The sequence below is a fragment of the Arenimonas donghaensis DSM 18148 = HO3-R19 genome (assembly GCF_000743535.1).
Classification (GTDB): domain Bacteria; phylum Pseudomonadota; class Gammaproteobacteria; order Xanthomonadales; family Xanthomonadaceae; genus Arenimonas; species Arenimonas donghaensis.
Genome location: NZ_AVCJ01000002.1, coordinates 88,616 through 109,171, shown reverse-complemented (window position 1 = coordinate 109,171; position 20,556 = coordinate 88,616). Strand labels below are relative to the sequence as shown.

The following is a 20,556-nucleotide window of genomic DNA, read 5'->3' as shown; positions in this document are numbered from 1 at the left end:
ACGGAATTGAACGTTTTGCCGACGAACGATCTCCTGGACATGCTGGCCGCGGCCATCGTCGTGCTCGCCGCCGCCTACCTGGTCGGCCTGGCCCTGGTTTCCTTTTTCGCGCCGGTACAGGCGGCGCGATTCCTGAACGCGTTCGCGGCTTCGCTCCGGGCCCACCTGCTGGAAATGTCGTTGCGGCTGCTCGCCGGCCTGGCGTTCATCCGCTTCGGTCCGCAGATGGTGTTTCCCGGCGGCTTCGTCATGTTTGGCTGGCTGCTGGTGGTCACCAGCGTGGTCCTGCTGTTGCTGCCGTGGCGGTGGCACCAGCGCTTCGCGCGGCGCTCGGTGGCGCCGATGACCCGGCGGCCCTGGGTGTTCGGGCTTGTCGCGCTGCCGCTGGGCGCTGCGATCCTGTACGCCGCGCTGGGCTAGGGGCCTTTCCCGCGTCCGCCGGCGGCCAGGTGCGTCTAAGCAGATGCCAAGATGACCAACGAGGATCGTATGCAAGAAGAAGTCCGCGGCTCCTGTCTTTGTGGTGAAGTGCATTTCAAGGTCGAAGGCCGGTTCGAGCGCTTCTACCTGTGCCACTGCGCGCACTGCCGTAAGGACACCGGCTCGGCGCACGCCGCCAACCTGTTCTCGTCTACCGCCCGGCTTCACTGGCTGTCGGGACAGGCGCAGGTGCGTGCCTTCACGCTGCCCGGAACCCGACACACGCGGTGCTTCTGCTCGCGCTGCGGTTCGGCGCTTCCCTACGCATCGGAAAAAACCCTCGTCGTTCCCGCGGGAAGCCTTGACTCGGAGTTCGCCATGGCCGTTGATGGCCATATTTTCACGGCGAGTCGCGCGGCCTGGGATCACGACCTGGCGAAGGCGCCCCGTTTCGATAGATTGCCGTCATAACGTGGCCGCCCACGCGGGCTTTCGCGCTGGCGCTTGAGGAGGGACATCGGTTGCGTATCGCCAGGGCTGGGCTGATCTACTTCCTCGTTGTTTTTGCCGCCGGCTTCGCGCTCGCGCTGGTCCGGCTGCCGTTCCTGGTGCCGCGCTTCGGCGTGCGCACGGCCGAACTGATGGAAATGCCGGTGATGCTGGCGGTCATCGCCTGGGCGTCCTGGCGCCTGGCGAGGCGCCACCGCGACCTGGCCCGTGGTTTGCGCTTGCTCGCCGGACTCCTGGCCCTGCTGCTGCTTGGTTCGGCCGAACTGCTGCTGGCCTGGTGCCTGGGCCAGCAGTCGCCGGGCGAGTACGTCGCCTCGCGGGACCCGGTCTCGGGCAGCGTTTATCTGGCGTCACTGCTGGTCTTCGCCGTCGCGCCGGCCCTGTGGCGCCCCGGCACCAGCCCGGAGCGATGAGCCTGCCATCCGCCCTGCGCGGCCCCCGCCTGGCGGTCGTCGTCGGCTTGGCGCTGCTCGCGTTCGCCGGCAATTCGCTGCTGGCCCGTCTTGCCCTGCGCGACGGCGGCATGGACCCCGCCAGCTTCACGGCGCTGCGGCTGGCGTCGGGGGCGCTGGTGCTTTGGGTGCTGGCGGCTGCGTTCCGGCCAGCCGCCTCCGGTCGCGGCCACTGGCTGTCGGCACTGGCCCTGTTCGCCTACGCGGCGCTGTTCTCGCTGGCCTATGTGCAGCTCGAAGCCGGCGCCGGCGCCCTGCTGCTGTTCGGCGCGGTGCAGGTGACGATGATCGGCCGCGGGCTGTGGCGGGGCGAACGGCTTTCGGCCTGGCAGGGCCTGGGGCTCGGCCTGGCCCTGGCCGGCCTGGCCGGGCTGCTGCTGCCGGGGCTTACCGCGCCGCCGCCCGGGCCGTCGCTGATGATGGTGGCCGCGGGCATCGCCTGGGGCATCTACTCGCTGCGTGGTCAGGGCGCCGGCGACGCGGTGCGGGTCACGGCCGGCAACTTCCTGCGCTGCCTGCCCTTCGCCGCCGTTTTCTGGCTGCTGATGCGGGACGCGACGCGGATGGACGCCGCCGGCGTCGGCTACGCGCTGGCGTCGGGCGCGCTGGCGTCCGGCCTGGGTTACGCGATCTGGTACACCGCGCTGCCGGCGCTGCGCGCCAGTACGGCCGCCACGCTGCAGCTGTGCGTGCCGCTGCTGGTGGCGCTGGCCGGCGTGGCCTGGCTGGGCGAGCCGGCGACGCTGCGGCTGGCGCTGGCGGCGCTGACGATCGTCGGTGGCGTGGCGCTGGTGGTGCGTTTCCGGCGCTGAGCCACATCCGCTACCCTGTCCGCCCCGAACAGGCAGGACAGTGGTCATGGACATCCAGGCAGCCCAGGCACGCATCGTCGAAGACATCCGAAAGTACGGTTGCCACGTGCTGCAGGTGCAGGGCAACGGCCCGCACCCGTCCTTCGCCTACACCCTGGGCATCGGCCGCACCTCCGACAGTCCCGACGTCTGTGTGTTCGGCCTGCCGGCGCCATCGGCGCACCGCCTGCTGCACCACTACAACAAGCGCGTGCGCGAAGGCGAGCGCTTCGAGGCCGGCCAGGTGCTGCAGGGTTTCATCAAGGACACCGATTGCTTGCTGCGGCCGGTGGACCCTTCGCACCACGAGGCGCTGTTCGGCTTCAACGTCTGGCTGCACGATGGCCCGCGTTTCAAGATGCTGCAGCTTGTCTACCCGACCGTCGAAGGCATCTGGCCCTGGAGCGAGCTGGCCAATGACTGGCTGCGCCAGCAGCAGCCGATCCTCGAGAACGTTTCCGGGCCGCACTGAGGCCAACGCCATGGGCGAGGACGCGATCATCCGCAGCTGGTTGGCCAACGCCGACGCCTGGGCCGAGGTCGTGCGCACGGATGGCATCGAGAGCCGGCGCCTGGGCACCAATGCCGCCGTCGTGGAGGCCATCGCGGCGCTGGCCCCCGCGACCCTGCTGGACGTGGGCTGCGGCGAAGGATGGCTGTGCCGGGAGTTCGCCGCACGCGACGTGCGCTGCACCGGCGTGGACGCCTCGGCGTCGCTGGTGCACGCGGCGCGCGAGGCTGGCGATGGCCACTACGAAGTTCTCGACTACGCCGCGCTGGCGGCCGGCGACGCGCTGCCCGGCCCCTTCGACGCCATCGCCTGCAACTTCGCGCTGCTGGGCGAAGACATCCTGCCGCTGCTGGCCAGCTTGCGCCGGCGGCTTTCGGCCACCGGCCGCCTGGTGCTGCAAACCGTGCACCCCCTGGTTGCCGGGGCCGATGGCGATTACGCGGACGGCTGGCGCACCGAAACCTTCGCCGCCTTCGGCGCCGGTCGCTTCCCGGCGTCGATGCCCTGGTATTTCCGGACGCTGTCGCGCTGGGTCGACGACCTGGGCAAGGCGGGGCTGGGCGTGGAACGCGTGCGCGAGCCGATGGATCCGAACACCGGCCGGCCGCTGTCGCTGCTGCTGGTGGCCGCGCCGCGCGCGGCGTGAGCGCTCAGAAGCGCCGGCGCGCGCGTGCCGTGGCCGTGCCGGCCTTCAAGGCGTCCAGGGCCCGGCCAATGGCGGTGTCGCCCTCGATCAACTCGCCGGCCTTGGCCGCGGACTCGCTGTCGCCCGCCAGGTGGCCGGCGAGGTCCTGTTCGCGCATGCCGCGGGCGGCCTCGCCGCGCAGCACGATGTCCGGGCGGATGCCGCGGGCCTGGATGGACGTGCCGCTGGGCGTGTAATAACGCGCCGTGGTGAGCTTGATCGAGTCGCCGTTGTCCAGCGGCACCACCGTCTGCACCGAACCCTTGCCGTAGGTGCGCGCGCCCATGATGCTGGCGCGGCCGTGGTCGCGAAGTGCGCCGGCCAGCACCTCGGCGGCGCTGGCGGTGCCGGTGTCGACGAGCACGATCACCGGTGCGCCGTCGAGCAGGTCGCCGGGCTTGGCGTGGAAGCTGGCGTTCGAATACGCCAGGCGGCCCTGGGTGCGCACGATCAGGCCTTCGTCGAGCAGGCTGTCGGCGGCTTCGACGGCGGCGCTGAGCAGGCCACCCGGGTTCGAGCGCAGGTCCAGGACCAGGCCGCGCATCGGGCCGTTGGCCGGGTCCACCAGCTTGCGCAGCTGGCGGCGCACCTGCGGGCCGGTGTCGGTCTGGAAGGTGCTGATGCGCAGGTAGGCGTAGCCAGGCTCGAGCAGGCGGCTGGTCACCGAGGCGACGCGGATGGCTTCGCGCACGATCTCCAGGTCGCGTGGCTCCATTTCACCGACCCGGGTGATGGTGACGGTGACCGGTTCGCCGGCTTCGCCGCGCAGGTCGTTGTGCGGGCTGGCGTTGCCGCTGAGCGGTTCGCCGTCGATGGCGATGATGACGTCGCCGGCGCGCAGGCCGGCGCGATGCGCGGGCGTGCCGTCGATCGGTGCGACCACGCGCAGGGTGTCGTCGGGACGCCGTTCGGTTTCCACGCCGATACCGATGTATTCGCCCTGGGTGTCGTCGATCAGCGCCTGCGCGTCTTCCTTGTCCAGGTAGGCGCTGTGCGGGTCGAGGTCGGACAGCAGGCCACGCAGCGCCGATTTCATCAGCTGCGCGTCGTCCACGGGTTCGACGTAGGCGTCCTTGACCGCGTTGTAGACGGCCACGTAGCGGCGGATCTCGGCCAGCGGCACCTCGGCCGGCAGGGTTTCGGCCGCGACCGGGTCGGTGGCGTCCACGGAGGTGGGCGCGGGCGTCGGTTCCTGGGCGAAGGCCAGGGCGGGCAGGAGCAGAAGCGTGAAGGCAAGTCGTTGGCGCATGGGAGGATTATGCGCCCAGTGGCGCGCTGTGGGAGGGACTTCAGTCCCGAAGGGCCTTCGGGACTGAAGTCCCTCCCACAATGGGCCGCTCAGGGTCTGAACCAGGGCTTGGGGTCCTGGGGCTGGCCGCTGCGGCGCAGTTCGAAATACAGGGCCGGGCGGCCCTGGCCGCCGGAGCTGCCGACGGTGGCGAGCGGGTCACCGGCCCGGACCCAGTCGCCGACGTCCTTGAGCAGGGCGTCGTTGAAGGCGTAGAGGCTCATCCAGCCGTCGCCGTGGTCGACGATGACCAGCAGGCCGTAGCCCTTGAGCCAGTCCGAGAACGCCACCCGGCCCGGGGCGACGGCGCGGACCTCGGCTCCTGCGGTGCCGGCAACCAGCCAGCCGTCGCTGCCGCGGCCATCGGGCAGTTTGCCGCCGAAGGCCGCCAGCACGGTGCCGGCCAGGGGGCGGCCGAGCTGGCCCCGGCGGCTGGCGAAGGGCCGGGTGTCGTCCACTTGGCGGGGAATGTCGGCGACGGCATCACGCAGCTGTTCAAGCAGCTTGAGCACCGTTTTTTCGTCCCGGCCCAGCGCGGCCAGCCGGGCGGCGCGGTCCTTGAAGCCCGACTCCAGGCCGGCCAGCACCTTGGCGCGCTCGGCGCGCTGGGACTCCAGGGCGGCCAGGTCGGCCTGCTGCTGGGCCAGGGCGGCGGACAGGACGTCACGCTGGTCCTGGATGCGCTGGGCGACGGTGGCCAGGGCCTGGAGTTCTTCGATGAGCCCGGCGATGCGCTCCTGGCGGTCGGCCTGGAAATAGCGGTGGTAGGCCAGCACACGGGCCAGGTCGGCCATGCGGTCCTGGGCCAGCAGAAGCTTGAGCTGTTCGTGCCGGCCCAGGGCATAGGCCGAACGCACCAGGGCGGCCAGGGCTTCGCGCTGCTCGGACAGGCCCGCTTCCAGCCGGGCCTGTTCGGCCTGCAGGTCACGCAGCTCGATTTCGGTGGTGGCGATACCGGCCTCGGTGCGACGCAGGGCGCGCACGGCGTCGCCGACCTGGGCGTCGGCGGCGCGCAGCGCCTGGCTGGCGGCGCTGCGCTCGCCTTCCAGGTCGCGCTGTTCGGCCGTGATCGTCTTGATCTGCTTGCGCAGCTGCTGCAGCTGCTGCTCGGCGGCCGCTTCCTTCTGCTCGCGGTCGGCCGTCTGGGCCGCGGCCGTCGTGGCCATGGCGGCCAGGCAGGTGGCCAGCAGGATGCGCCGGATCAAGCCAGCGCCACCAGCGGTTTGCCGGTCATCTCGGCCGGCTGCGGCAGGTCCAGCAGGGCCAGGATCGTCGGGGCGATGTCGCGCAGGGCGCCGCCCGCGCGCAGCGTCGCCTTGCGGCCGCAGTAGACGAAGGGCACCGGGCCGACGGTGTGCGAGGTGTGCGGCTGGCCGGTGTCGGGGTCGCGCATCATCTCGACGTTGCCGTGGTCGGCGGTGACGATCATCTCGCCGCCGACCTCCGCCAGCGCGGCGCGGATGGCACCCAAGGCGTGGTCGACGGCTTCGGCGGCCTTCACCGCGGCGGCCAGGATGCCGCTGTGGCCGACCATGTCCGGGTTGGCGACGTTGCAGATGATGACGTCGTGTTTGCGGGCGCGGATGTCGTCGGTGAGACGGGCGGTGAGCTGGGGCAGGCTCATCTCCGGCTGCAGGTCGTAGGTGGCGACCTTGGGCGACGGGATGAGCGCGCGATCCTCGCCCCGGAGCACGGCTTCCTTGCCGCCGCTCATGAAGAAGGTGACGTGGGCATACTTTTCGGTTTCGGCGATGCGCAGCTGGCTCAGGCCGTTGTCGGCGAGCACTTCGCCCAGGGTGTTCTTCAGGTCCTCGGGGCCGAACGCCACCGGTGCCGGCAGCTTGGCGTCGTATTCGGTGAGGCAGACGAACCGGCCCAGCTTCGGCAGGCGGCGCGCGAAGCCTTCGAAACCCGGCGCGACGAAGGCCGACGTCAGCTGGCGGGCGCGGTCGGCGCGGAAATTCATGAACACCACCGCGTCGCCGTCGCGCATCGGATGGTGGCCGCGGATGACCGTGGGCAACACGAACTCGTCGTTCTCGTCGCGACCGTAGGCGGCCTGCAGTGCGGTGACGGCGTCGGACGCGGTGTCGTCGGCATCGGCCTCGACGATGGCCTTCCAGGCGCGTTCGACCCGGTCCCAGCGCTGGTCGCGGTCCATGGCGTAGTAGCGGCCGGTGACGGTCGCCACGCGCACGTCGCCTTCGTCGCACAGGGCATGCAGGCGGTCGAGGCTGGGCCCGGCCGAGCGCGGCGGCATGTCGCGGCCGTCGAGGAAGGCGTGCACCGCGATGTCGGCGACGCCTTCGCGGCGCGCCAGTTCGATCATCGCGAACAGATGGTCTTCGTGGCTGTGCACGCCGCCCGGCGACAGCAGGCCCATCAGGTGCAGGCTGCCGCCGGCGGCCTTGGCCGCGCGGCAGGCGGCCACGAGTTCGGGGTTTTCGAAGAAGCTGCCGTCCTCGATGGCGGCGTCCACGCGGGTCAGGTCCTGGTAGACGATGCGACCGGCGCCGATGTTCATGTGGCCGACTTCGGAGTTACCCATCTGGCCGTCCGGCAGGCCGACGTGGCGGCCTTCGGTGTGCACCAGGGTATGCGGACAATCGGCCAGCAGGCGGCGCCAGTTGGGCAGCCGGGCCTGGGCCAGGGCGTTGTCGGTCGGCTCTTCGCGGTGGCCCCAGCCGTCCAGGATCAGCAGCAGCAGGGGCGTGGGGCGGTTCTGGGCGGACAAGGCGGGCTCCGGGACGTGTGGCACGGGCCAATTGTAGCCCCGGCAGGGATAGTGGGCCTGTCGGACCTTTAAACCCTCGGCCCGCACCGGGCATCAGACGGGTAATTCCCAAGGAGCCACACCATGCGTATTCGTCCCCTCGCCGCCGTCGTCTCCCTGTCCCTGGCCCTGGCGGCCGCGCCGGCCATCGCCGACGAGGACATCGACAAGGTCTTCGGCGGCATCACCGCTGAAGCGGGCCGTGACTACGGTTCGCTTTCCAGCGTCAACGGCGGCATCACCATCCGCGAGGGCGCCACCGTGCGCCAGGCGGAAACCGTCAATGGCGGCATCAAGATCGAGGACAGGGCCAGCGTGGGTGACGCCGAGACCGTCAACGGCAGCATCCGCCTGGGGCAAGGCGCCAGCGCCCGGTCGATCGAAGCCGTGAACGGCGCCGTGAAGCTCGGCCGCGACGCCCGCGTCGCCAACGACGTCGAGATCGTCAACGGCGCCGTGCGCACCGAAGCCGGCGTGGTGATCGGCGGCGACGTCGAAAACGTCAACGGCGCCATCCACCTCGATCGCGCCGAGGTCGCCGGCCACGTACTCACCGTCAACGGCGACATCACGCTCGACGCCGCCACCGTGCGCGGCGGGCTGCGGGTGGAAAAGCCCAACCGGAGCTGGTGGTCCTCGTCGAACAAGCGCCTGCCGCGCATCGTCATCGGCGCCGGCTCGGTGGTCGGCGGTGAGATGGTCTTCGAACACGAGGTGGAGCTGTACGTCCACCCGGACGCGAAGGTCGGCAAGCAGTCGGGCGTGTCGCCGCGCATGATCGACAGCCCGGACGCCCCGCGCCAGGAGTGACCCATCCCACCCCTGTAGGAGCGGCTTCAGCCGCGATGCCTTGCCTTGGGCATGGCAAAGATTCGCGCCTGAAGGCGCTCCTACAATGAGGTGGCGATGGCGCTAGAATCGGGGTTTCCGTTCAGCTGGAGACCCCACGCATGAAGCACACCCTGCTGTTTGCCGCCGCGGCGCTGGCGCTGTCCGCCTGCAGCCCGGCCCCGGAGCCGGCCGACGACGCCGCCGCCGCTGCTGCACCGGCCGCGCGCGCCGCGCCTTCGGCCGACCACGGCTTTGGTCCGGAGATCTCCGCGGAAGACTTCGCCGCCCACGTGAAGGTGCTCTCGTCCGACGAATTCGGCGGCCGCGCCCCGGGCACCGAGGGCGAGCAATTGACCGCCGACTACCTGGTCGCCCAGTTCGAGCGCCTCGGCCTGCAGCCGGGTAACGGCGACAGCTGGTTCCAGGACGTGGCCATGGTGGAAACCACCGCCGACGAATCGACCTCCGGCGCCAGGATCACCCTGGGCGGCGAAGACCGCCCGTTGGCCTTTGGCAGCCAGATGGCCCTGGGCACCCGCACCGCGCAGCCGCAGGTGTCGGTGGACGCCAGCGAAATGGTGTTCGTGGGCTACGGCGTCAACGCCCCGGAAGTCGACTGGAACGACTACGAAGGCCTGGACGTGAAGGGCAAGACCGTGGTCATGCTGGTCAACGACCCGGGCTTCCACGTCGGCAGCGAGGAACTCTTCAGCGGCAAGAAGATGACCTACTACGGCCGCTGGACCTACAAGTACGAAGAAGCCGCCCGCCAGGGCGCCGCCGCCGCGCTGATCATCCACGACGATGCCGGCGCCGGTTACGGCTGGGACGTGGTGAAGAACAGCTGGTCGGGCGCGCAGTACGACCTGACCGCGGCGGACGACCCGGAACCGCGCCTGCCGATGCAGGGCTGGATCACGGGTGAAGTCGCCGAGCAGCTGTTCGCCGACGCCGGCCTGGACCTGGCCGCGCTGCGCACCGCCGCCAACCAGCCCGGCTTCACCGCCGTGGACCTGGGCGACGCGACCTTCAGCGCCACGCTCAACTCGACCATCAAGGAAAGCAGCTCGCGCAACATCCTGGCCAAGCTGCCGGGCACCGAGCGTCCGGACGAAGCCATCGTCTACACCGCGCACTGGGACCACCTGGGCGACCACGGCGCCGCCCACGGCGGTGAAGCCGCCGGCGAAGGCGAGGACCACATCTACAACGGCGCCATCGACAACGCCACCGGCGTCGCCGGCGTGCTGGAGATCGCCGAAGCCTTCACCGTGCAGGACCCGCAGCCGGCGCGTTCGGTGGTGTTCCTGCTGGTGACCCTGGAAGAGTCCGGCCTGCTGGGTTCGAAGTACTACGCCGCCAACCCGGCCATTGCGCTCAAGGACACGGTGGCGGTGGTGAACCTGGACGCGATGTCCGTCGTCGGCCCGACCCGGGACTTCGTGGTGATCGGCCTGGGCAACAGCGAGCTGGACGAGGTGCTGCGCCCGATCGCCGAGGCCCAGGACCGCGTGCTGGTGGAAGAGGACAGCGTCGAGAAGGGCTTCTTCTTCCGCTCCGACCACTTCAGCTTCGCCAAGTACGGCGTGCCGGCCCTGTACGCCAAGGGCGGCATCGACCACGTCGAGAAGGGCAAGGACTACGGCCGCCAGGTCCAGGCGAACTACCAGAACGTCGCCTACCACAAGGCCGCCGACGAGTACGACCCGAACTGGGACCTGCGCGGCGTCGTGCAGGACCTGCAGGCGCTCTATGGCGTGGGCCGCGAACTGGCCGGCAACGAGGCCTGGCCGAACTACGTCGAAGGCAACGCCTTCAAGGCCGCCCGCGACGCGTCGCGCGCCGGGGAGTAGGTTCGTGGTTGCTTGACGGAAAAGGCCGCCTCCGGGCGGCCTTTTTCTTTCGCCCCCTGTGGGAGGGACTTCAGTCCCGAAAGGCTTTCGGGACTGAAGTCCCTCCCACAGGGGTCACATGAAATTGCGCAGGGCTTCGGCGACGTTGCGGGGCTGGGCCATCATCGGCATGTGGCCACAGCCGCTGAGGATGACGGTGCGGCTTTCCGGGATGCCTCGGGCGAAAACCTCGGCGGCGCTGATGTCGATCACCTTGTCCTCCCGGCACCACAGCAGCAGGGTCGGGGCGCTGATGTTGCCCAGCTCGGCTTCCAGTGCGAAGGCGTCGGGGCCGCGGCCGATGCCGTCGAGCACGCGCTGTTCGAAATCGGCATCGGCACGACGGCGCCGCACCAGGGCCTCGCTGGCCGGCCACGGCACGAACGGCGGGTCGGCGAAGACGATGCCCAGGTAGCGCTTGAGTTCGGCGCGGTTGGTCACCTGGAACGGGTTCTCGCCGGCCAGCACGGCGTTGGCGAAGGCGTTTTCGCTGTAGCGCACTCCGGCCGAGGACATCAGCACGATGCGCGGCGCGGTCCGGGGATGGCGCGCGGCCAGCAGGCCGACGATCTGGCCGCCCATCGAGTGCCCGACCACCATTTCCGGCGCCTGCGGCAGGGCCTTGATGAAGGCCGCCAGGCGCGCCGCCTGGGCGGCCGGGCCGTAGTCGGTGCCGGCCAGCCGGTCGCTTTCGCCCCAGCCCGGCAGGTCGACGGCCAGCACGCGGTGCTCGCGCGACAGCTCGCGCATCAGTGGCAGCCAGTTTTCCTTGCTGCCGGTGAAGCCATGCACCAGCACCACCAGGGGCGCGTCGACCGGGCCGGCGGCCAGGCTGGCCCAGCGGTGCCCGGCGATTTCGAAATCCAGCGGCTCGGCGCCGGCCAGCCAGCGCTGGCGGGCGAATTCGGCCTGGAGCACCCGCTCGGGCGCGCTGGCGGCCAGGCCCAGGGCCCCGATGGTCACGCCCAGGGCGCCGGCCAGCAGCAGCTTGCGCGGACGCGCCGCGCGCCCGGAACTCATTTCGTGGATTCTTCCGTCGCCTTGCGGGCCTTGGCCAGCATGGCTTCGACCGAGCCCTGGGTAATCGGGTGGTATCCCGCCTTCGACATCGCGTAGACCTGGGTCGCGAAAGCCAGGCCTTCCTCGCTGGCCACCAGGGCCTCGTAGGTCGGCATGATCAGCTTGCGGCGACCGATCTTGCGCAGGAACAGCGACATCGCCGGACGCGCCTCGAAGTATTCGCTGCGCTCGGACAGCGGGTACCAGCGCTGGGCCAGTTCGCCGTTGGAAGTACCGGTGAAGCGGAAGGCCTGGTCGAGTTCGACCATCCGGGCCGGCTCCAGCGACTCGGGCATGCCCTCGAGGAAATACACCCACTCCTGGGTGGTCCATTCGGCGGTGGGCAGGTCGCGGGCGGTCTTGCGGTTCTTCAGCCAGTCGGCGCGCGCGGCATCGACGGCGGCGAAACGCGGCGATTCGATCGCGGGCGCGAAGTCGGGGATGCCGGGCGCGGTCAGCCAGGTCATCACTTCCTCGCGGGTCACCGCGTCGGGCTGCCTGGCCATCAGTTCTGCTTCGAGGAAGGCCAGGAACTGTTCACTGGTGGCGGACTGGAACGCGTGCTGGTCGAACCAGCTGCGCAGGAAGGCGTCGAAGGTCTCGCGGCCGAAGCGCTGTTCCAGGAACTGCAGGAACCAGGCGCCCTTGTCGTAGGCCACCGCGCCGAGCGCGTCTTCGGGGTCGGAGCCGGCGCGCGCCGGCAGCATCAGCACCTGCCGTTCTTCGGGGATGTCCTTGAGCTCTTCGCGCAGGCCATTGCGGCTGATGGTGAACTCCATGTCCGCCCGGGCCTTGCCGAACAGTTCCTCGACGATGCGGTTCTCGACGTAGCTGGTGAAACCCTCGTTGAGCCACATGTCCTTCCAGGTCGCATTGGTGACCAGGTTGCCCGACCACGAATGCGCCAGCTCGTGCGCGATCAGCGACACCAGCGACTTGTCGCCGACGATGACGGTGGGCGTGATGAAGCTCAGGCGCGGGTTTTCCATGCCGCCGAAGGGGAAGGACGGCGGCAGGATCAGCAGGTCGTAGCGCTCCCAGCGGTAGGGGCCGTAGAGCGACTCGGTGACCTCGATCATGCGCTCGGTGTCTTCGAACTCCTTGACCGCGCGGTCGACGACCTGCGGCTCGGCCCAGACGCCGACGCGATCGGAGATGGGCTTGAACACCAGGTCGCCGGCGGCGATCGCCATCAGGTAGCTGGGAATGGCCTGGGGCATGGTGAAGCTGTAGTCGCCGTCGCGCGCGGCCTGCGGGTCGTTGTCGGCGCTCATCAGCGCCATCACGTCGGCCGGGGTGCGGATGCGCGCGGTGTAGGTGAAGCGCACCGAGGGCGTGTCCTGCAGCGGCACCCAGCTGCGGGCGTGGATGGCCTGCGACTGGCTGAACATGAAGGGCGTCTTGCCACCCGAGGTCATGCTCGGCGCCAGCCACTGCAGGCCGGAGGCCTCGGGCGAGGTGGCGTAGTGGATGCGCACCTGTTCGTACTGGCGCGGCAGGCTGACGGTCAGCTTGCTGCCGAAGCGCTCGTCCTCCGCGGCCAGGGCGAATTCGACCTCGCGCCACTTGCGGCTGCCGTTGCGGGCCTCGACGCGCTCGATGGCCAGGTCGCGGGTGTCGAGCACCAGCTCGGTCGCCTCGGGGTCGGCCCAGGCCAGGGTGAGGGTGGCATGGCCCGCGAGCTGGCGGTCGGCGAAGTCAACGGCCAGGTCCAGCGCCAGGTCGCCGATGCGCACCTTGTCGGGCTGGGCATAGGAATGTTCATCGCTGCGGCGGTCGTCTTCGGCCGGGGCCTGGGCAGGCGCCTGGGCGAAGGCAGGCAGGGTCAGCAGCAGGGCGAGCAGGAGGCTGGGGCGGCGCATGGGCGTTTCCGTACGGCGGGACCGTCCGATTCTAGCGCAGGAACCGGGTGGCAGCCCCTAGACCCGGTAGCCGGAGTGGATGGCGCAGATGCCGGCGCTGAGGTTGCGGTAGTCGCAGCGGTGAAAGCCGGCGGTTTCCATCATGGCCCGGAGCTCGTCCTGCGGCGGGTGCTTGCGGATCGACTCGGCCAGGTACTGGTAGCTGTCGGCGTCGTTGGCGAACAGCTTGCCCAGGCGCGGCAGCACCTGGAAGGAGTGGAAGTCGTAGACCGGGCGGAACCATTCAGGCTTGACCTGCGAGAACTCCAGCACCAGGGCGCGGCCGCCGACCTTGAGCACGCGGTGCATCTCGCGCAGGGCGTTGGCCTTCTCGGTGACGTTGCGCAGGCCGAAGGCGATGGTGACCAGGTCGAAGCTGGCGTCCGGGAACGGCAGCGCCTCGGCGTTGAGCTGGACGTATTCAAGCCCGCGGACCAGGCCGCGGTCGGTGAGGCGGTCGCGGCCGACGCCGAGCATCTGGGCGTTGATGTCGCCGAGCACGACGCTGCCGGTGTCGCCGACGCGGTCGTGCAGCAGCGCGGCGATGTCGCCGGTGCCGCCGGCCAGGTCGAGCACGCGGTCGCCGCGCTTGACGCCGGAGGTGCCGACGAAATAACGCTTCCAGACCCGGTGGATGCCCAGGGACATCAGGTCGTTCATCAGGTCGTACTGGCGCGCGACCGAGCTGAAGACCTCGCCGACCAGCTTTTTCTTCTCGCCCACCGGCACGTCGCGAAAGCCGAAGTGGGTGGTGTCCTGCGGGGCCTTGTCGTCCATCGGGGAAGTATAATTCGCCCATGGAAACGATACGAATCTGGCACAACCCCCGCTGCAGCAAGTCCCGCGAGGCCATGCAGCTGCTGGCCGGGCGCGGCGTGACGGCCGAGGTGGTGGATTACCTGGGGCAGGCGCCCTCCCCGGCCCAGGTCGAAGCCCTGATGGGCAAGCTGGGCGGCGACCCGCGGCAGCTGGTGCGGTTCAAGGAAGACCAGGCCAGGGCCCTGGGGCTGTCGGCCGACGACGAGCGCCCGGCCGCCGAGTGGGCGGCGCTGCTGGCGGCGCATCCGCGGCTGATCGAACGGCCGGTGCTGGAGGTCGGCGACCGGGCGGTGATTGGGCGGCCGACGGAGCGGCTCTTGGAGCTGCTCTAGCCCACCTGTGGGAGGGACTTCAGTCCCGAAGGGCTTCGGGACTGAAGTCCCTCCCACAAGGACGTGGGTCAGCGGGACAGGCCGGCGGCTTCCAGGGCGGCCAGGTAGGCGGGCCAGCGGGTGGCGTGTTCTTCGCCCAGGGTCGCCAGCAGCTTCCAGCTGTAGAGGCCGCTTTCGTGGCCGTCGTCGAACCGCAGCAGCACGGCGTAGTGGCCGACCGGTTCGACGGCCCGGATGTTGACGTCGCGCTTGCCGGCCACCAGCACCTTCTGGCCCGGGCCATGGCCCTGGACCTCGGCGCTGGGCGATTCCACCCGCAGGTATTCGCAGGGCAGGCGGAAGCGGCGGCCGTCGTCGAAGGCCACCTCCAGCACGTGCGAGGCCTGGTGCAGGACGATGTCGGTCGGGCGCGGGTTCATCGCCGCATTGTATCGGCTAGTTGCGCAGGGCCAGCAGGCGTTCGCGGCGACGGCGGGCCTGCCGGCTTCGCCAGAGACCGTAAACGCCGATGGCCGGGATCACCACGACGTTGGCGTACAGGCCGCCCATGAGGCCCTCGGCGCTGGCGTTCGGATCCGGCTGGCCGATCATCCACAGCCAGGCACCGAACAGGGCCAGCCAAAGCCCCAGCACCGACCACATGCCAAAACGCCAGTAGTAGAGCGTGGTGGCGCAGCGGCGCAGCTCCAGGTCCAGCAGGGCGGTGGCGTCGAGGCCGGCTTCGCTCCACTCGCGGCGGCGCAGCCAGACCATGTAGGCCTGGTAGGCGGTCATCAGCACCGCCAGACCGGCGAACAGGCCGCGTTCGAAGGCGTCGCTCGACGGTGCAAGCGCCACCACCGCGCAGACGAGCACGACCAGCGCCGTCAGGCCCGTCTCCAGCCAGACCGTCAGCCGCAGGGTGCGTCCGCGGCGAACCGCCTCGCGGCGCAGGGCCTCGACGTCGATCGTCTGCGTGGCCTGCTGCTGCCAGGTGGCCGACAGCGCGTCCCAGTCCTTGTTGGCATTCATGCGCGGGCTCCCAGCCAATCGTTGAGTTGTCGCCGGGCGCGCGACAGGCGCTGGGTGACGGTGTTTTCCTCCAGGCCCAGGCTGTCGGCGATTTCGCGCTGCGAGAATCCTTCCAGCGCCAGCACCACGACCTGGCGCTGGCCCAGCGGCAGCCGGCGCACGGCGGCGACCAGGTCGCTGCGCTGCTGGTGGGCTTCGGCGTGGCGCACCGGGCTGGTGCCCGGATCGGGGTGTTCGTCGCGCAGTTCTTCACCCTGGGCGCGTTTTTCCCGGGTCAGGTGGTCCAGGGCGCGGTTGTGGGCGACCCGGGCGGCGAAGGTGCGCAGCGAGGCATCCCCGCGCCAGGCCGGCAGCGCCTTCCAGACCGCCAGGCTGATTTCCTGCAGCAGGTCGTCGCGGCGGGCCGGTTCGGACTCGTAGCTGCCGGCGATGCGCGAAAGCATGGCGCCGTGTTCGCGAAGCACGTCCTCGATGCGCGGCAGGTCGGCGCTGGCCACGGTGGACGGCGGCTCAGGCGCCGGCCGCGGGCGCGGCGCCGGCGGGCTGGCGGCCAGGTTGGCAAGGGCGAGGACGGCGGGCATGGCGGGTTCCAGGGTCACGTAATGCCATAGACCCGCCCCCCGCTGGAAACCTGACAGCCATGTCCAGGGCTCAGAGGATGTAGCGGCTCAGGTCCGGGTCCTGGACGGCGTCGCCGAGCTGGTCGTCGACCATGGCGCGGTCGACCATCAGCGACAGCCCTCCCTTGTCGGGGGCCTCGAAGCTGAGCTTTTCGAGCAGCTTCTCGAGCACCGTGTGCAGGCGGCGGGCGCCGATGTTTTCCTGGCGCTCGTTGATCAGGAAGGCGATCTCGGCCAGGCGGTCGATGGCGTCGTCGTCGAAGCCGATGTTCACGCCCTCGGTGGCCAGCAGCGCCATGTACTGGCGCACCAGGGCGTTCCTTGGCTCGGTGAGGATGCGCCTGAAGTCGTCGCGGCTGAGCGCGCCCAGCTCGACCCGGATCGGGAAGCGGCCCTGCAGTTCCGGGATCAGGTCGGACGGCTTGGCGACGTGGAAGGCGCCCGAGGCGATGAACAGGATGTGGTCGGTCTTGATCGAACCGTACTTGGTGCTCACCGTCGAGCCTTCGACCAGGGGCAGCAGGTCGCGCTGCACGCCTTCGCGGCTGACGTCGCCGCCCTGCACGTCCTGGCGCTTGGCGACCTTGTCGATTTCGTCGATGAAGACGATGCCGTTCTGCTCGCAGGCGGCGATGGCCTGGGCGCGGATTTCTTCTTCGTTGACCAGCTTGCCGGCTTCTTCCTCGACCAGCATCGGCAGCGCCAGCTTGATCGCCAGCGTGCGCTTCTGGGATTTGCCGCCGCCCATGGACTGGAACATCTGGCGCAGCTGCTGGCCCATTTCCTCCATGCCCGGCGGGGTCATGATGTCCATGCCGGCGCCCATCGGCGGCTGCAGTTCAAGTTCGATCTCGCGCTCGTCGAGTTCGCCCTGGCGCAGCTGGCGGCGCAGCTTGTTGCGGGTTTCGTTCTCGCCCTCGGCATTGACCTCGATGGCGAAACCCGGCCCGCGGCGCTTGGGCAGCAGGGCGTCCAGGACACGATCTTCGGCGCGTTCCTCGGCCTGGGTGCGCACGCGCAGCTTGGCCTGTTCGCGGTACATCTTCACCGCCATGTCGGCCAGGTCGCGGATGATCTGTTCGACGTCCTTGCCGACGTAACCGACTTCGGTGAAACGCGTGGCCTCGACCTTGACGAAGGGCGCGTTGGCCAGCGCCGCCAGGCGGCGGGCGATCTCGGTCTTGCCGACGCCGGTGGGACCGATCATCAGGATGTTCTTGGGCATCACCTCGTCACGCAGGGAGGGTTCGAGCTGCATGCGCCGCCAGCGGTTGCGCAGGGCGATGGCGACAGCGCGCTTGGCGTCGGCCTGGCCGATGATGTAGCGGTCGAGCTCGCCGACGATTTCGCGGGGGGTCAGCTCGGACATCACAGTTCCTCGATCACGATGTTGCGATTGGTGTAGATGCAGATGTCGCCGGCGACGTTGAGCGCGGCTTCTGCGATGGCGCGCGCGTCGAGTTCGGTGTGGTGGTACAGCGCCCGCGCCGCGGCCAGGGCGAAGGGGCCGCCCGAGCCGATCGCGACGATGCCGTCTTCAGGCTCGATAACATCACCGTTCCCCGAGATCACCAGCGAGCTGTCCTTGTCGGCCACCGCCAGCAGCGCCTCGAGCTTGCCCAGGCGGCGGTCGGTGCGCCATTCCTTGGCCATCTCGACGGCCGCGCGGACCAGCTGGCCGCCGTGCTGGTCGAGTTTGGCTTCGAAGAGTTCAAACAGCGTGAAGGCGTCGGCCGCGGCGCCAGCGAATCCGGCGACGACCTTGCCGCCGGCCAGCTTGCGGACCTTGCGGGCGTTGGCCTTCATCACCGTGTTGCCCAGCGTGACCTGGCCATCGCCGGCGACGACGACCTGGTTGCCTCGGCGGACTGAAAGGATGGTGGTGGCGTGGAAGACGGTGGGGTCCATGGGCGGTTCCGTGGGGGCTCCGGACAGTTGTGGGGGCGTGCCCGGCGGGCTTCAACCCGGGCTCGACTGTGGGAGGGACTTCAGTCCCGAAGGGCTTCGGGACTGAAGTCCCTCCCACAAAAAAAAGCTACTTCTTGCGGCGGGCGCGGGGGTGGGCGGCGTCGTAGACCTTGGCCAGGTGCTGGTAGTCGAGGTGGGTGTAGACCTGGGTGGTGGCGATGTCGGCGTGGCCGAGCAATTCCTGCACGCCGCGCAGGTCGCCGCTGGATTCGAGCATGTGGCTGGCGAAACTGTGGCGCAGCAAATGTGGATGCACGCGCTTGAACAGGCCCTGCTGCATCGCCAGCGCACGCAGCCGTACCTGCACGGTGCGCGGGCTGATCGGCGCGCCCTGGCGGCCGGGGAAGACCGGCGCATCGGGCGAGGCCGGCGCCGACGCGGCTTTCCAGTCATCCAGTGCCTTGCGGGCATGGCTGCCGACCGGCACCACCCGGCTCTTGCCGCCCTTGCCCAGCACGGTCACCAGGCCATCGGCCAGGTCCAGGCCGCGCCAGCGCAGGCCGCACAGCTCGGACAGGCGCAGGCCCGAGGAATAGAACAACTCCAGCATCGCGCGATCGCGCAGGCCGAGCGGCCCGTCGGTGGAAACCTCGACCAGGCGCGAGGCTTCGTCCGGGTCGAGCACCTGCGGCAGCTTGCGCGGCGATTTGGGTGCGCGCAGGCCCAGGGCCGGATTGAGCTGGCTGCCGCGTTCGCGGTTCAGGAACCGGTAGAAACTGCGCACCGCGGAAAGCCGGCGCTGCAGGCTCTTGCCCGACAGGCCGCGTCGGTGCGCGCCCGCGACGTAGCCGCGCAGGGCTTCCTGGCGCAGGCGCGACCAGTCGCTGATGCCGTTGTCGCGCATCCAGCCGGCCAGGTCGGCGAGGTCGCGGCGATAGCCGTCGAGCGTGTGTTTCGACATGCGCCGCTCGACCGCGAGCCAGGCCAGGAAGGCGTCGATCTCGGGCTGCAGCGGCGCGGCGTCGGCCATGTCAGTCGCCGGGCGGACGACCCAGCGCCGTCACCAGCGATTCGGCCATCAGGCGCAGGAACAGCGTGCCCATGCCGGGGAAAAACCGGTTGGCGTCGGCGCTGCCGACCGCCAGCATGCCCACGTCCGGCAGCGGCAGCAGCACCGCCGATGCGGCGCGGGCCTGGTCGTCGCCGAACAGCAGGGCCAGCTTGTCCTGGTTGAGGCGACCGGTGAGCGGTTCACCGCCGGCCAGGAAATCACGGAACGGCTGCAGCGCCTTGTCGTCCCGGGCGATGACCTGCAGCCAGTCGGCCTGCAGCCCCTCGACGGGCTCGAACAGCACCACGCGCACGTCTTCGCCGCGGAAATCCTCGCCCAGCACGGCGACCATGGTGCGCAGGGTCTCGGCCGGGCCGCGGGCGCGCATGAGCGCCAGCGACAGCTGGTGGGTGCGCACGGCCAGGCGCTCGTTTTCCTGGGCGTTGGCGAACAGTTCGTTCAGGCGCCGGGTGAGCTCGCGGTTCTTGTCGCGCAGGACGTCGAGCTGGTAGCTGGCCAGCGAAGCGGCCTGCCCTTCCTCCTTGGGCACCACCAGCGTCACCGCCAGGTCCGGGAACTGGCCCAGGAATTTCGGGTGCCGGCGCAGGAAGGCGGCGACTTCGTGGGCGCCGAGGCGCTCGTTCTTTTCTTCCATCATTCGTTTTGCTCCAGCAGGAAGTCGCCTTCGAACACGAAGGCGGTGGGTCCGGCCATGGTGACCGGCGAATCATCGCCGGGCCAGGTGATTTCAAGGGTGCCGCCGGGCAGTTCGACAAACACGTGCCGGCCGACCCGGCCGCGTCGCGCCAGCACGGCGACCGCCGCGCAGGCGCCGCTGCCGCAGGCGAGGGTTTCGCCGGCACCGCGCTCGTACACGCGCAGGCGGATACGGTCGGGCGCCAGTACCTGCGCGAATCCGACGTTCACGCCTTCGGGGAATTCGGCGCGCGCCTGCAGCCCGGGGCCCAGGCGCCCGACTTCGGCCGTGGCGACGTCGGGGACTTCGAGCACGGCGTGCGGGTTGCCCATCGAGGCGATGCCGAATCCGACCGCCTCGCCATCCACGTCCAGCCGGTAGCTGGCCTGCGCCGCGTCGGCCAGGAACGGCAGGTCGGCCGGCTCAAAACGTGGCCGACCCAGGGCCAGGGCGTATCGGCCCGCACCCAGGGCCTGCACGGTCACCGGCCCCGGCGGGGCCTCGAGCACGAAGGCATCGCCGGCGGCGGCACCGTCGCGCTGCAGCCAGGCGGCGACGCAGCGGGCCCCGTTGCCGCACTGCTGGGCGGCCGAACCGTCGGCGTTCCAGATGCGGTAGCGGGCGACGGCCCCGGCCTGGCCCGGGTCCTCGATGGTGAGCAGCTGGTCGAAGCCGACCCCGGCGTGGCGATCGCCCAGGGCGCGGGCCAGCGCCGGCGTCGGCGCCGGGCGGCCGCCGCGCAGGTCGAGCACGACGAAGTCGTTGCCCGCCCCATGCATCTTGGAGAACCGCAGGGTCGCGGCGCCGGTCATGGCGCGGCGGCGGTCTCGGCCTGGGCGGGACGCACCAGCTCGCCCTTGTTGCCGCAGGCGGCGACCAGGACGAGGCTCAGCAGCAACATGAACATACGAGCGGTTTTCATCCGGCGAGTATAGTCCGGGGCAG

22 protein-coding genes and 2 pseudogenes are annotated in these 20,556 nt (G+C 70.1%); 9 read left to right on the top strand and 15 right to left on the bottom strand.

The window, feature by feature from the left end:
• The first annotated feature begins 6 nt into the window (after positions 1-6).
• The 6 genes and pseudogenes from N788_RS03175 to N788_RS15170 all read left to right on the top strand — a co-directional run.
• On the top strand, positions 7-420 hold the full coding sequence (locus N788_RS03175) for a hypothetical protein (RefSeq protein ID WP_034220839.1): 414 nt from the start codon (positions 7-9) through the stop codon (positions 418-420).
• A gap of 51 nt (positions 421-471) precedes the next feature.
• Positions 472-891: a GFA family protein gene (locus N788_RS14285; protein ID WP_244444073.1), complete on the top strand. Its 420-nt coding sequence runs from the start codon at positions 472-474 to the stop codon at positions 889-891.
• 50 nt (positions 892-941) lie between these two features.
• On the top strand, positions 942-1,343 hold the full coding sequence (locus N788_RS03170) for a hypothetical protein (RefSeq protein ID WP_034220838.1): 402 nt from the start codon (positions 942-944) through the stop codon (positions 1,341-1,343).
• The gene (locus tag N788_RS03165; protein ID WP_034220836.1) at positions 1,340-2,194 is read left to right on the top strand and encodes a DMT family transporter; all 855 of its coding nucleotides are present in this window, start codon (positions 1,340-1,342) and stop codon (positions 2,192-2,194) included. The genes N788_RS03170 and N788_RS03165 overlap by 4 nt, the downstream gene beginning before the upstream one ends.
• Positions 2,195-2,240: 46 nt before the next feature.
• A complete protein-coding gene (locus N788_RS03160; protein WP_034220834.1) occupies positions 2,241-2,705 on the top strand; it encodes a DUF4262 domain-containing protein in 465 nt (154 codons plus the stop codon).
• A pseudogene (locus tag N788_RS15170) lies at positions 2,650-3,147 on the top strand (class I SAM-dependent methyltransferase); the annotation flags it as partial. The gene N788_RS03160 and the pseudogene N788_RS15170, both read left to right, overlap by 56 nt.
• A gap of 79 nt (positions 3,148-3,226) precedes the next feature.
• On the opposite strand, the pseudogene N788_RS03150 reads toward N788_RS15170, so the two are convergent.
• The 3 genes and pseudogenes from N788_RS03150 to gpmI all read right to left on the bottom strand — a co-directional run.
• Positions 3,227-4,678: pseudogene (locus tag N788_RS03150) on the bottom strand (S41 family peptidase); the annotation flags it as partial.
• 89 nt (positions 4,679-4,767) lie between these two features.
• Positions 4,768-5,922 (bottom strand): murein hydrolase activator EnvC family protein, encoded by a 1,155-nt coding sequence (locus N788_RS03145; RefSeq protein ID WP_051924305.1) that lies wholly within the window; start codon positions 5,920-5,922, stop codon positions 4,768-4,770.
• A complete protein-coding gene (gene gpmI / locus N788_RS03140; RefSeq protein ID WP_034220831.1) occupies positions 5,919-7,451 on the bottom strand; it encodes a 2,3-bisphosphoglycerate-independent phosphoglycerate mutase in 1,533 nt (510 codons plus the stop codon). Before gpmI ends, N788_RS03145 begins: the two co-directional genes overlap by 4 nt.
• Positions 7,452-7,574: 123 nt before the next feature.
• On the opposite strand from gpmI, the gene N788_RS03135 reads away from it, so the two are divergent.
• Together N788_RS03135 and N788_RS03130 are read left to right on the top strand one after the other, a co-directional pair.
• Positions 7,575-8,300 carry a DUF4097 family beta strand repeat-containing protein gene (locus N788_RS03135; RefSeq protein WP_051924304.1) on the top strand — a complete coding sequence of 242 codons (726 nt, stop codon included), beginning with the start codon at positions 7,575-7,577 and terminating at the stop codon, positions 8,298-8,300.
• A gap of 140 nt (positions 8,301-8,440) precedes the next feature.
• Positions 8,441-10,174, top strand: a complete 1,734-nt coding sequence (locus N788_RS03130) for a M28 family metallopeptidase (protein WP_034220829.1) — start codon at positions 8,441-8,443, stop codon at positions 10,172-10,174.
• 114 nt (positions 10,175-10,288) lie between these two features.
• On the opposite strand, the gene N788_RS03125 is transcribed toward N788_RS03130, so the two are convergent.
• Genes N788_RS03125 through ubiE form a run of 3 tightly spaced genes read right to left on the bottom strand, consistent with a single transcriptional unit; the run spans position 10,289 to position 13,950 of the window.
• Complete coding sequence (locus N788_RS03125; RefSeq protein WP_051924303.1) at positions 10,289-11,233, bottom strand: alpha/beta fold hydrolase; 945 nt, start codon at positions 11,231-11,233, stop codon at positions 10,289-10,291.
• Positions 11,230-13,134: a M1 family metallopeptidase gene (locus N788_RS03120; RefSeq protein WP_034220827.1), complete on the bottom strand. Its 1,905-nt coding sequence runs from the start codon at positions 13,132-13,134 to the stop codon at positions 11,230-11,232. The genes N788_RS03125 and N788_RS03120 overlap by 4 nt, the downstream gene beginning before the upstream one ends.
• A gap of 57 nt (positions 13,135-13,191) precedes the next feature.
• Positions 13,192-13,950 carry a bifunctional demethylmenaquinone methyltransferase/2-methoxy-6-polyprenyl-1,4-benzoquinol methylase UbiE gene (gene ubiE / locus N788_RS03115; protein ID WP_034220825.1) on the bottom strand — a complete coding sequence of 253 codons (759 nt, stop codon included), beginning with the start codon at positions 13,948-13,950 and terminating at the stop codon, positions 13,192-13,194.
• Positions 13,951-13,970: 20 nt separating this feature from the next.
• Here ubiE and arsC point away from each other — a divergent pair, with 20 nt between their 5' ends.
• Positions 13,971-14,324: an arsenate reductase (glutaredoxin) gene (gene arsC / locus N788_RS03110; RefSeq protein WP_034220824.1), complete on the top strand. Its 354-nt coding sequence runs from the start codon at positions 13,971-13,973 to the stop codon at positions 14,322-14,324.
• Positions 14,325-14,392: 68 nt separating this feature from the next.
• Here arsC and N788_RS03105 read toward each other — a convergent pair whose 3' ends face one another.
• The 9 genes from N788_RS03105 to lptM form a co-directional block, all read right to left on the bottom strand.
• Positions 14,393-14,743 carry a gamma-butyrobetaine hydroxylase family protein gene (locus tag N788_RS03105; RefSeq protein WP_034220822.1) on the bottom strand — a complete coding sequence of 117 codons (351 nt, stop codon included), beginning with the start codon at positions 14,741-14,743 and terminating at the stop codon, positions 14,393-14,395.
• A gap of 16 nt (positions 14,744-14,759) precedes the next feature.
• Positions 14,760-15,335, bottom strand: coding sequence for a hypothetical protein (locus tag N788_RS03100; RefSeq protein WP_034220820.1), 576 nt, complete (start codon positions 15,333-15,335; stop codon positions 14,760-14,762).
• Positions 15,332-15,916, bottom strand: coding sequence for an RNA polymerase sigma factor (locus N788_RS03095; protein WP_084695863.1), 585 nt, complete (start codon positions 15,914-15,916; stop codon positions 15,332-15,334). The genes N788_RS03100 and N788_RS03095 overlap by 4 nt, the downstream gene beginning before the upstream one ends.
• Positions 15,917-15,986: 70 nt before the next feature.
• The gene (gene hslU / locus N788_RS03090) at positions 15,987-17,324 is read right to left on the bottom strand and encodes an ATP-dependent protease ATPase subunit HslU (RefSeq protein WP_034220818.1); all 1,338 of its coding nucleotides are present in this window, start codon (positions 17,322-17,324) and stop codon (positions 15,987-15,989) included.
• Positions 17,324-17,863, bottom strand: coding sequence for an ATP-dependent protease subunit HslV (hslV, locus tag N788_RS03085; protein ID WP_034220816.1), 540 nt, complete (start codon positions 17,861-17,863; stop codon positions 17,324-17,326). Before hslV ends, hslU begins: the two co-directional genes overlap by 1 nt.
• 127 nt (positions 17,864-17,990) lie before the next feature.
• The gene (xerC, locus tag N788_RS03080) at positions 17,991-18,893 is read right to left on the bottom strand and encodes a tyrosine recombinase XerC (protein ID WP_034220814.1); all 903 of its coding nucleotides are present in this window, start codon (positions 18,891-18,893) and stop codon (positions 17,991-17,993) included.
• A gap of 1 nt (position 18,894) precedes the next feature.
• On the bottom strand, positions 18,895-19,569 hold the full coding sequence (locus N788_RS03075; protein WP_034220874.1) for a DUF484 family protein: 675 nt from the start codon (positions 19,567-19,569) through the stop codon (positions 18,895-18,897).
• Entirely contained in the window at positions 19,569-20,423 is an 855-nt protein-coding gene (dapF, locus tag N788_RS03070) for a diaminopimelate epimerase (RefSeq protein ID WP_034220813.1), read from the bottom strand. Before dapF ends, N788_RS03075 begins: the two co-directional genes overlap by 1 nt.
• The gene (gene lptM, locus N788_RS15025) at positions 20,420-20,533 is read right to left on the bottom strand and encodes an LPS translocon maturation chaperone LptM (RefSeq protein ID WP_244444072.1); all 114 of its coding nucleotides are present in this window, start codon (positions 20,531-20,533) and stop codon (positions 20,420-20,422) included. Before lptM ends, dapF begins: the two co-directional genes overlap by 4 nt.
• Positions 20,534-20,556 lie beyond the last annotated feature (23 nt).

Coding starts and splice junctions, on each gene's coding strand:
- N788_RS14285 (WP_244444073.1), top strand. CDS start 472: ATGACCAACGAGGATCGTATGCAAGAAGAAGTCCGCGGCTCCTGTCTT.
- N788_RS03165 (WP_034220836.1), top strand. CDS start 1,340: ATGAGCCTGCCATCCGCCCTGCGCGGCCCCCGCCTGGCGGTCGTCGTC.
- N788_RS03160 (WP_034220834.1), top strand. CDS start 2,241: ATGGACATCCAGGCAGCCCAGGCACGCATCGTCGAAGACATCCGAAAG.
- N788_RS03135 (WP_051924304.1), top strand. CDS start 7,575: ATGCGTATTCGTCCCCTCGCCGCCGTCGTCTCCCTGTCCCTGGCCCTG.
- N788_RS03130 (WP_034220829.1), top strand. CDS start 8,441: ATGAAGCACACCCTGCTGTTTGCCGCCGCGGCGCTGGCGCTGTCCGCC.
- N788_RS03125 (WP_051924303.1), bottom strand. CDS start 11,233: ATGAGTTCCGGGCGCGCGGCGCGTCCGCGCAAGCTGCTGCTGGCCGGC.
- N788_RS03120 (WP_034220827.1), bottom strand. CDS start 13,134: ATGCGCCGCCCCAGCCTCCTGCTCGCCCTGCTGCTGACCCTGCCTGCC.
- ubiE (WP_034220825.1), bottom strand. CDS start 13,950: ATGGACGACAAGGCCCCGCAGGACACCACCCACTTCGGCTTTCGCGAC.
- arsC (WP_034220824.1), top strand. CDS start 13,971: ATGGAAACGATACGAATCTGGCACAACCCCCGCTGCAGCAAGTCCCGC.
- N788_RS03105 (WP_034220822.1), bottom strand. CDS start 14,743: ATGAACCCGCGCCCGACCGACATCGTCCTGCACCAGGCCTCGCACGTG.
- N788_RS03100 (WP_034220820.1), bottom strand. CDS start 15,335: ATGAATGCCAACAAGGACTGGGACGCGCTGTCGGCCACCTGGCAGCAG.
- N788_RS03095 (WP_084695863.1), bottom strand. CDS start 15,916: ATGCCCGCCGTCCTCGCCCTTGCCAACCTGGCCGCCAGCCCGCCGGCG.
- hslU (WP_034220818.1), bottom strand. CDS start 17,324: ATGTCCGAGCTGACCCCCCGCGAAATCGTCGGCGAGCTCGACCGCTAC.
- hslV (WP_034220816.1), bottom strand. CDS start 17,863: ATGGACCCCACCGTCTTCCACGCCACCACCATCCTTTCAGTCCGCCGA.
- xerC (WP_034220814.1), bottom strand. CDS start 18,893: ATGGCCGACGCCGCGCCGCTGCAGCCCGAGATCGACGCCTTCCTGGCC.
- N788_RS03075 (WP_034220874.1), bottom strand. CDS start 19,569: ATGGAAGAAAAGAACGAGCGCCTCGGCGCCCACGAAGTCGCCGCCTTC.
- dapF (WP_034220813.1), bottom strand. CDS start 20,423: ATGACCGGCGCCGCGACCCTGCGGTTCTCCAAGATGCATGGGGCGGGC.
- lptM (WP_244444072.1), bottom strand. CDS start 20,533: ATGAAAACCGCTCGTATGTTCATGTTGCTGCTGAGCCTCGTCCTGGTC.